The sequence below is a fragment of the Escherichia sp. MOD1-EC5990 genome (genome assembly GCF_002965285.1).
Lineage (GTDB): Bacteria > Pseudomonadota > Gammaproteobacteria > Enterobacterales > Enterobacteriaceae > Escherichia > Escherichia coli_F.
This window is the reverse complement of the sequence record NZ_PTRV01000002.1, coordinates 329890-336363: the sequence shown is the minus strand read 5'-3', so window position 1 is coordinate 336363 and position 6474 is coordinate 329890. Positions and strand designations below refer to the sequence as shown.

Annotated in this window: 8 protein-coding genes; 3 read left to right on the top strand and 5 right to left on the bottom strand. The window is 49.9% G+C overall.

Annotated elements, in window-relative coordinates:
• Positions 1-339: 339 nt before the first annotated feature.
• The 3 genes from BEB42_RS03925 to BEB42_RS03915 form a co-directional block, all read right to left on the bottom strand.
• The gene (locus tag BEB42_RS03925) at positions 340-774 is read right to left on the bottom strand and encodes a zinc-ribbon domain-containing protein (RefSeq protein ID WP_001221615.1); all 435 of its coding nucleotides are present in this window, start codon (positions 772-774) and stop codon (positions 340-342) included.
• Complete coding sequence (locus BEB42_RS03920) at positions 762-1163, bottom strand: putative zinc ribbon protein (RefSeq protein ID WP_000270962.1); 402 nt, start codon at positions 1161-1163, stop codon at positions 762-764. Before BEB42_RS03920 ends, BEB42_RS03925 begins: the two co-directional genes overlap by 13 nt.
• Positions 1164-1422: 259 nt before the next feature.
• Positions 1423-1992, bottom strand: a complete 570-nt coding sequence (locus BEB42_RS03915) for an inovirus Gp2 family protein (protein ID WP_000221545.1) — start codon at positions 1990-1992, stop codon at positions 1423-1425.
• A gap of 199 nt (positions 1993-2191) precedes the next feature.
• Here BEB42_RS03915 and BEB42_RS26645 point away from each other — a divergent pair, with 199 nt between their 5' ends.
• Positions 2192-2392 carry a hypothetical protein gene (locus BEB42_RS26645; protein WP_001297219.1) on the top strand — a complete coding sequence of 67 codons (201 nt, stop codon included), beginning with the start codon at positions 2192-2194 and terminating at the stop codon, positions 2390-2392.
• A gap of 338 nt (positions 2393-2730) precedes the next feature.
• Here the strand turns inward: BEB42_RS26645 and BEB42_RS27085 are convergent, their stop codons facing one another.
• Entirely contained in the window at positions 2731-2868 is a 138-nt protein-coding gene (locus tag BEB42_RS27085) for a hypothetical protein (protein WP_001418354.1), read from the bottom strand.
• A gap of 742 nt (positions 2869-3610) precedes the next feature.
• Between BEB42_RS27085 and BEB42_RS03895 the strand changes: the two genes are divergently transcribed.
• Positions 3611-3817, top strand: coding sequence for a helix-turn-helix transcriptional regulator (locus tag BEB42_RS03895; RefSeq protein WP_000235215.1), 207 nt, complete (start codon positions 3611-3613; stop codon positions 3815-3817).
• Between the two features lie 94 nt (positions 3818-3911).
• Positions 3912-4514, top strand: coding sequence for a hypothetical protein (locus BEB42_RS03890; RefSeq protein WP_000813451.1), 603 nt, complete (start codon positions 3912-3914; stop codon positions 4512-4514).
• 321 nt (positions 4515-4835) lie between these two features.
• On the opposite strand, the gene BEB42_RS03875 is transcribed toward BEB42_RS03890, so the two are convergent.
• A complete protein-coding gene (locus tag BEB42_RS03875; RefSeq protein WP_001297234.1) occupies positions 4836-6320 on the bottom strand; it encodes a YfjI family protein in 1485 nt (494 codons plus the stop codon).
• Positions 6321-6474 lie beyond the last annotated feature (154 nt).

Genomic DNA, 6474 nt, shown 5'->3' with positions numbered 1-6474 from the left:
TCCCACTACTTATTTGGTGGACACCACTTTGTCTAATTCGTCAGATTCTGACCAGACGGTTCAGGCTGTACGCTTACCACTATTTTATCCCTGTTGAATTTGGTTAAGCCGGTGCAGACGCGCCGGGAAACGCACACCTGAACCGGCACAATAAAATACAATACAACCCCCTGTTACTGGAGATACGAATGGAATGACGAGGCAGCCTGTCAGTCACAGGGGGCTGTTGGCATAAAATCAACGGAAAGGCCACCAACACCGGAATTAAGCTCCACAGTCCCCGCACTGGCAATCCATTCCCGGGAAAGGCATCACCGCAAACTGCTCCGGAGGCAACCATTACAGCCTCTGTAACGGATTATCAGCCCTGGCATCTTCCGACGGCACCTCCTGCCGCCCCCACGCCCTGCTGTATACCCCGGTACCGCAGCGTGGGCAGCACTTTTCCCCCTCATAATCTTCGTCACACATCACACAAAACCACTTTCTCACCTTCACCGTATAATCCGGAACCGTCATGCCCTGCAGATGCAAACGACGGGCCTCTTTCTCCGCCGGGTCAAGCCAGGTACATCGCAGCAGGATTTTTTCAGCGACAGTCATCTGGTCATGTTCAAACCACGGTGGTTGTCCGTCATTGCCCCGCTGAAGTGTTAACGGGCATCCACAGGACACACAGCACAAAACGTCCTGTCGGTTGTGCTTCGCAGCTTCTTTCGCCGTAACAAAATGGCCTTTGCTGTCATTCGCCATATAACAGTTCAGAATTCGCATATTTCCTCCTGAGTTGTCCGGGGAATACTGAATCCTCCGGTCTGGCAGTGTGTGCAGTACTGCTCCCCATAATAATCGTGGTGACATTGTCTGCAGTGCCAGCTGGCTTTACGCACCACGGGTAAGGCATCCGGTACGAATTGCTGCAGACGTTTAATCAACTGTATTTCTCTGCGCTCCGGCCTGACATAAGGGCACTGTTGACCGTGCTCTGTCAGCCTGTCGTCAGTGTGTTCAAACCAGGGAAGTTCAGTGTCGTATTGCGGATGGTATCTGAGTGCACTGCCACACAAGTGGCAGGTGTAGTGAGCATAAGGTGCGGCCTGTGCAGTACGGGCGCCCGTCAGACGTCCGTTGCCATCAAGAGCGATAAAGGATTTTGCGTACATAGTCATATTCCTTAGCCGCCAGACGACACGCAGGCAACAGCCGTCCCGGTACGGGCAGCGTGGTCAGGGTGTGAATGGCGGTTCAGTTAAAATCTGGACTGGAGTTTGGGTAAAGCAGGCTGGTTGCTGTTACAGCACTGTGGTTGTCACACAATGGAACACTGACGTAAAAAACAGTCAGTGGGCGAGTGGATACATCGTTGCCGCCAGACAACAACCCATACTTTTGGTTTGCCGGATATTGGCGCGCCAGTCGTGCTCAACTCCGGCTACAGCCAAAATTGCGCTCACCGGTGCAGTGAGCTTTGGTATACTCCTTCGCCAGATAGTCAGCACGTTCCAGCACTTGCTGAAAGCCGGTGTCATCATTACGCGCCAGCCACACCGCCGGCCAGGCCGGAAAATGCACCAGCGTGGCATGGCACCCGACATCCACTCCCAGGGCACTGCACCACGCCTGTTTAATCATCCCGGCCAGAGACTCCGGAGCGCGGTAATCACCGGCACGACACCAGGTATCCCGGTTGACCAGCAGCATCAGGTGATAGTGTTTTTTACCTTTGCACTCCCCAAACTCCCGGGCCCAGACGTAATGCAGGGTTGTGGGATGCACGCGTTTACCTTCCCGATGCTTACGTTTCTGGTAAGCGTCGATTCGGGCTTTCAGGGCATTGATGAAGCGGGATATCACAGCTGCGTCCGTTGCTGCCGGTACATCCGGGAGACGCAGGTCAACCCGCAATGCCGTCAGGCGGGGATGAACATTCAGTGCGTGCCGCACCGTCTCACGAATACGTTGCTGCCAGAAGGGGTTGTATTTGTAGGTCATGGTTAAATCTCCGTATGGTTCATACGGAATAGCCACGTCGTAAAAAATGCGCAGAGTCCCTGAAGTGACCTCCGGCAGGACACTGTCTCAGGCACTCTGTGATAACCCGAACGGTCGTCTCCGGACTGACGGTTGAATTTTCAGCGTTGTTTTTTTAATGTAAAAAATCGGTTACGGGTAAGGCTGTGAGGAGGGAGTGATGGTGATACGCAAAAAGAAGTGCAGGGACTGTGGAAACGCGATTACTCATAATACAGTGTGTTGCCCGTATTGTGGTTCTGTCGACCCCTTCGGCTACTACCGGAATACAGACCGTATCGTTACCATACTGCTGGCGCTGATTATTGTGGTCCTGCTGACTACTGTCAGCGTCAGTGTGTGTATACTGTGTAGCTGGTGAGATAACGGTTCATGTATCCCCTGAGCTGACAGTGTACCGTGTATATTAAGCGTAACCGACAGGTTCTCCTTCATACCATATTAAATTTTTCCAGGTATTGCCGCTGCCTTATTTCGTCCCATAAAGGAAAACTCATCTGGGTTTCTGACAAATACGCGAAACTCACAGCCCCTCAATATCAACCACACGTTGTAAGCCGGTAATACCTGAAAATCAGCCTATTACCGCCCACGCCTCCGGCACCATTCCCTTTTGATTTCGAATTCTTTGTTGTCGCTATACCGCTTAATGTTCCCGGTCCTCCGGTGCAGATAACACCGGACTTATCGTAGCGCTGGCTAAAAGTTCAGGTGACCAGAAGGAAGCAGGAACACGATCGTAAAGTTTGCGGTCAGTTCCGTCAGTCGGTGGGCAACCGCAGAGTTACGGGCTTCCAGGTCCACAGGAGTGAGTCTATAACGCGTGTGAAAAATCATTTTTTCTGGCGTTGACAGAACACATTACAGGCTGCCACTTACCCGGTGTCCCGCAATACAGCCTTAGTGTTCCGTTATCGGGGATCCGGACGCACCGCAACAACCGGGGAAGTATTTCTGGTTTAGAGCTGTGTCAAGAGGGATTTCTCAGCCCCTCACTCACCGGCTCAGTCTCAGAGCAGGAGCATTAATACGCTCAGTTCATGTCTTATACAGGAATGGGCACAGGGGGAGCTGGCGTGTCACTGCTGATTTTACGCATCAGCGTTCATGTATTTGCACTCTGATACAGAATGCTTCACAGCGCTCTGTTACCGGAGAGATTTACTCTCTTAGCTTACTCTGGCAAATCCTTTACGTTACTCTCTGATGACTTCTTATATTTATAATACCAATCAGACAGCCTTATCCCATCGGTGATATCAGTCTCCTCCTCGCCAGGAACGGGCTGACTCACTGTAACCACCTCCGAAAACAACTCTGCAATTATCAGAACGCTAGTTTTCCCCTTGTCTCACGAAAGTCCTCCCTCCTTTATCGCGCGTGCGTGCGGAAGCATCTTTTCGCAACAACCACCCGGGATTCCGCTACGGCTCTGCCATCGCAATCCCCCCGTTTATCTCCGGACAGCCACATTCCCGATTATTTTTTACGTTTCTCCCCGGTTGTTATGCCAGTGAAGGTGGCGCGCTGTTTTCATGACCACACCGGCTGGTTTAACAACATCCGGAGGAACATTCTCATGGCTACCCCTGTTTCGCTGATGGATGACCAGATGGTCGACATGGCGTTTATCACTCAACTTACCGGCTTAACCGATAAGTGGTTTTACAAACTCATCAAAGATGGGGGCTTTCCTGCCCCCATCAAAATGGAGCGCAGCTCCCGCTGGCTGAAAAGTGAAGTGGAAGCCTGGCTGCAGGCGCGTATTGCACAGTCCCGTCCGTAATTTCTGACCGTTATCCGTTCACCCGCAGCAGACGTAATCTCCGGCCTGCCGGCGGCATTCTGCTGCCTGTTATATCCCCGTGAGGAATATGAAAATGAAACAACAGTATCAGACCCGCTACGAATGGCTCCACGAAAGCTACCAGAAATGGCTGACCGGCTTCACCCGGCACGCCGTATCCTGGGGCGTGTGTCATCCGAATATCTACTACTTCCATAATCTGACGCCCGGTTGGGTGTCATTCAATGGTGAAAAACCGGAGATTGCCATCGTACCCCAGAGCCTGCACCGGCTGATTTATGGCCCTGACAAACGGGCCACACCGCCCCTGGATGATGATCTGATAGTGAATTTATGCACCAGTGAACATCTGCTGGTTCATCATCCGATGCTGGAAGGCATTCTCCTGTCTGAATGTGAACGTCTGAGGCAGCGTTCTCTGGCAAATAAACTGATCAGCCTCTTCCGTCAGTTTGGTGGCACGGAGTTGCGCCTCAAACTAGTCTGGCTTTGCTGGCTTGATTTAATGACCGGAAACTGCCTTGACGACTGGACGGAGAATCTGAAACGGAAATCAGAAAAAGAGCTGGAGGAATGGATCATCAACCGTCAGAAGCAGAGCGCAGCACTGACGGATCTGATGGATCAGTACGTGCTCCTGTCATACCGCACAACGGTTGACGATAAGCGCACCTGATGCCAGTTGTTTCAGGGAAGCTGGTATCCGGGCAGGGTGCCAGGGCTGACTGAACGGCCTGTCTGCCTGCCGTTTCGCTCTCCGTGCGTTCTGTCACACGCTGCACCTGAACGCCGGACTGCGGGCACGCAAACAGGAAAGTCGCAGGCTGGAACTTCTGACCGGCGGGTATCAGTTATATGCCTGTTGATTCATCACCACCACGCAGCTCCTGAGCTTTAGTTCATCACCGATATTCATACATCTGAATATCGGTGATGAAATCCCCATAATAATCAATCATCTAAGTCTGAAGCATAATGGAGAAAAACTGCTCACCGGTTACTTCGCTCTCAGCTTATTGTAGTGATAACCCGAGGTAAAAATACCAGAGACATCAGACAACTTTAAACTGGCTATCTGGGGAAGCAGAACATACATGGTTTTTCCTTCCGGCACGACAGAAAGCCTGAACTGAGATTCAAGAATGTTCAGCAATGCGTTCAGTTTTTTCCTGTTTCTGAACCGGCCCGGGCCACACTGGAGAATATAATTTTTCCTGACACGGGGCGGGCATTCTCCGCGGCACTCCTCAATGAGCCAGTCGAACAGCTCCTCGGCGTCCTTCTGCTGCAGTTCAGATTCATCAGGTAACGCAAATAATTTTTTATATTCATCTGTGTACCACGAACTTATTACGACAGCAGACGTCATGATATCGGCAGAGATTTTCCCTTCACCATAGCTGAAATACTGAAATAACGCTGCAATTCTTGCAATGTTTTCTGTTTTTTTTGAAACATGTCCCCGAAACGGGCTTAAGGGTCCGGAAGGGGATAAATCCTGCTCCAGAACATTATAGTGCTCAATAAATATTTTTTGCGCTTCAGGCGAAAAATGCAGACAATACCGTTCATCCTCACTGGATTTTTCAATACTGCCTCTGGCCAGTTCCATTAATCGTTCATGAAATGCCGTTAATGATCCTCCCGGAATCACAGCTCCGTTAATAAAGCGTTTCCCCTGCGTGGTTGCAGGTTTACTGATAAGACAACGGGCAAGAAAACCACTGTCCCTGGCAACAGAACCTTTTCGCTCCATATATCGGTCAAAAAGACCGGGTTGCACCATGAGGGATAACGTCATTCTGGCATTTTCAATCATCTGTTCGGGTTCATTCTTTCTGTCCACAGACAATACAGAGCCATCCCACATTTTGTTAATAAAAGGCAACTCAGACAGGGTATATCCATCAAATATAATACCGGCTTCATCTGACATAATACCAACTGAACGCCATTTACCACAAAGCTGATTCTTAATTGCCGCAGTCGTGGCATCATTAAAAATGAATTTATACCTCACAGGTTCTTCCGCACTGTTTTTCTGAAGTACTTCCAGTTGTCTGAGGGTTTCTGACTCATCCGCGCCTTTGCGGAGTTCTTTATTCAGTTTTGACAACAATGCTTTTTTCTGAGCCTTTAAAAGCTCTTCCTTGTTTTTCCAGACAGCCAGTTCACTTTTGTATCTGGAATATAACTGCATCTCCTGCTGGTACAGGGGCTTCATTAATAATTTGTCCACTGCGGTTTTTCGTTCTCCGGACTCGGCAAGCGTCAGGAAAAAAAGAGAGACCGGCCCCCGCAGTGTATTCAGTCTGCAGACATCAATCAGATTCTGGCAGACAAGTGAAACAGCGCCCAGGGCAGACGCTGCCACAAGCCCAAGGGGAGCCTGCGTAATTTGCTGAGCTTCAATAACGGCATCACGAATGAGTGGAGGCAGCGAACTCAGGGGAAACTCATCACAAGGCTGACCGAATGACATAGTAACCTCACTATACACAGATATAAAAGCACTGCAATTCTGGCTATTAATAGCAAAAATAGCAGTCAAATCAATATGAGGTAAAATTTTTTGTTGATTTAATGGTTAAATAATAACCACAGTGTATTTTGCTGCTGAAGAAAGACAAAATGAA

What these genes read in the sequence shown, in the direction of transcription:
- BEB42_RS03925 (WP_001221615.1), bottom strand. Translation starts at nt 774, where the DNA reads ATGCGAATTCTGAACTGTTATATGGCGAATGACAGCAAAGGCCATTTT.
- BEB42_RS03920 (WP_000270962.1), bottom strand. Translation starts at nt 1,163, where the DNA reads ATGTACGCAAAATCCTTTATCGCTCTTGATGGCAACGGACGTCTGACG.
- BEB42_RS03915 (WP_000221545.1), bottom strand. Translation starts at nt 1,992, where the DNA reads ATGACCTACAAATACAACCCCTTCTGGCAGCAACGTATTCGTGAGACG.
- BEB42_RS26645 (WP_001297219.1), top strand. Translation starts at nt 2,192, where the DNA reads ATGGTGATACGCAAAAAGAAGTGCAGGGACTGTGGAAACGCGATTACT.
- BEB42_RS27085 (WP_001418354.1), bottom strand. Translation starts at nt 2,868, where the DNA reads ATGATTTTTCACACGCGTTATAGACTCACTCCTGTGGACCTGGAAGCC.
- BEB42_RS03895 (WP_000235215.1), top strand. Translation starts at nt 3,611, where the DNA reads ATGGCTACCCCTGTTTCGCTGATGGATGACCAGATGGTCGACATGGCG.
- BEB42_RS03890 (WP_000813451.1), top strand. Translation starts at nt 3,912, where the DNA reads ATGAAACAACAGTATCAGACCCGCTACGAATGGCTCCACGAAAGCTAC.
- BEB42_RS03875 (WP_001297234.1), bottom strand. Translation starts at nt 6,320, where the DNA reads ATGTCATTCGGTCAGCCTTGTGATGAGTTTCCCCTGAGTTCGCTGCCT.